Raw genomic sequence first — 1,929 nt, 5'->3', positions numbered from 1 at the left:
AAAAAAAAATGTTGCTGTTCCACGCGTGGCCACCGCGAATTTCCTGGGTGCAGAGGCGCCGTTCCCGATCGGCCCATATGTCCTGGCCAGCCTGCTGGAATGCCCGACTTACCTGATGTTTTCGCAACGCACGCGCGATGGCGCGACCTTGTGCTTCGAAGCTTTCCGTGAACGGATCAGCTTGCCGCGCAAGCAGCGCGAACGACTGTTCAGCGAACTGGCGGCCGACTATGCCGCCCGCCTTGAGCACCATTGCCTGCAGACGCCTTTGCAATGGTTCAATTTCTATGACTTCTGGGCTCAGCCCCAACCCCGGACTCAGCCCTCCTCGGACAATCGCCATGCGCCACACTGATACATCGACATCGCCGGATACTTCCGTCACCTTCGGCTCCCAGCCCCTGCGCATCGAAGACGTCAACGCCATTGCCGCCGGTTCCGCACGCGCGGCGCTGTCGGACGCGCCGGATTTCCTCGCGCGCATCCAGCGCGGCGCCGACTTCCTCGACCGGTTGCTGCGCGAAGACGGCACCGTCTACGGCGTCACCACCGGCTACGGCGATTCATGCACGGTCAACGTCCCGCCCGAACTGGTGCCGGAACTGCCGCATCACCTCTACACGTATCACGGCTGCGGCCTCGGCGAATTGTTCTCGCCGCAACAGACGCGCGCCATCCTGGCGGCGCGGCTGACTTCGCTGAGCAAGGGTTACTCCGGCGTCAGCGTGGGACTGCTGAACCAGATCGCCGCCCTGCTGCAACACGACCTGCTGCCGCTGATCCCGGCCGAGGGTTCGGTCGGCGCCAGCGGCGACCTGACCCAGACCGTGGAAGAGAAGAGCCACGACGAAGCGGGCCAACTGGTGCATTCGCTCAATACGATGCAGACCAAGCTGGCGGCGACCGTCAATGAAATCAAGCAGAGCGCGGCCATCATCGCGGTGGCGTCGCAAGAGATCGCCACCGGCAATGCCGACCTGTCGAACCGCACCGAATCGCAGGCTTCCAGCCTGGAAGAAACCGCCAGCTCAATGGAACAGTTGACCTCGACGGTCAAGCAGAACGCCGAGAATGCGCACCAGGCCAACCAGCTGGTGATGTCGGCCTCCGACTACGCCGTCAAGGGCGGCAAGGTGGTCGGCGACGTGGTGCAGACCATGGGTTCGATCAAGGAAAGCTCGCGCAAGATCGTCGACATCATCGGCGTCATCGACGGCATCGCGTTCCAGACCAATATCCTTGCGCTCAATGCTGCGGTTGAAGCCGCGCGCGCAGGTGAACAGGGCCGCGGCTTCGCCGTGGTGGCGTCGGAAGTGCGCAGCCTGGCGCAACGCTCGGCGTCGGCCGCCAAGGAAATCAAGACCCTGATCGGCGACTCGGTCAGCAAGGTCGATGCCGGCGGCAAGCTGGTCGATGAAGCCGGTGTGACCATGAGCGAGATCGTCACCTCGGTCAAGCACGTGGCCGACATCATGGGCGAGATCACCGCCGCCAGCAAGGAACAGAGCGCGGGCATTGCCGAAGTCAACGGCGCCATCGCCCAGATCGATGAAATCACCCAGCAGAATGCGGCCCTGGTCGAACAGGCTGCGGCCGCCGCCGAGAGTCTGCAGGAACAGGCCGATCTGCTGGCGCGCGCGGTCGGCGTCTTCAAGATCGACAACGCCGCTTTCGCTGCCCAGCCTGTAAATACACCGTCGATGCTGAAGACCGTTAATCCGCCGTTGGAGCTGGCGACCGAAGCTGCAACGCATGCAGCTCCGGCGATCAAGCCGGCGGCAGCGCGCAAGACGACCCTGGCGCCGACGCCGAAGCGTTCCACCGCGCCGCAGGATGAAGGCAGCTGGGAAGAATTCTGATAGGTTTTGATCGGTTCCAATCGGTTCTGATCTGAACGATCAGGTCCGGTCGTAAAAAAAGGCTGCTTTC

The 1,929-nt window shown here is 63.0% G+C and carries 1 protein-coding gene and 1 pseudogene; both read left to right on the top strand.

All coding sequences use genetic code 11. The annotated features are described in order from the left end of the window. A pseudogene (locus HLUSI_RS29965) lies at positions 1–355 on the top strand (LpxL/LpxP family acyltransferase); the annotation flags it as partial. Continuing rightward, entirely contained in the window at positions 342–1,859 is a 1,518-nt protein-coding gene (locus HLUSI_RS29960) for a methyl-accepting chemotaxis protein (protein WP_016835887.1), read from the top strand. The pseudogene HLUSI_RS29965 and the gene HLUSI_RS29960, both read left to right, overlap by 14 nt. The last annotated feature ends 70 nt before the right edge of the window (positions 1,860–1,929 follow it).

The organism is Herbaspirillum lusitanum P6-12, from assembly GCF_000256565.1.
In the GTDB taxonomy this organism is placed as follows: domain Bacteria; phylum Pseudomonadota; class Gammaproteobacteria; order Burkholderiales; family Burkholderiaceae_D; genus Herbaspirillum; species Herbaspirillum lusitanum.
This window is presented reverse-complemented; position numbering and strand designations above follow the sequence as displayed.

Bases quoted from the DNA above. Each gene is read 5' to 3' on its own strand.
- HLUSI_RS29960 (WP_016835887.1), top strand. From the start codon at position 342: ATGCGCCACACTGATACATCGACATCGCCGGATACTTCCGTCACCTTC.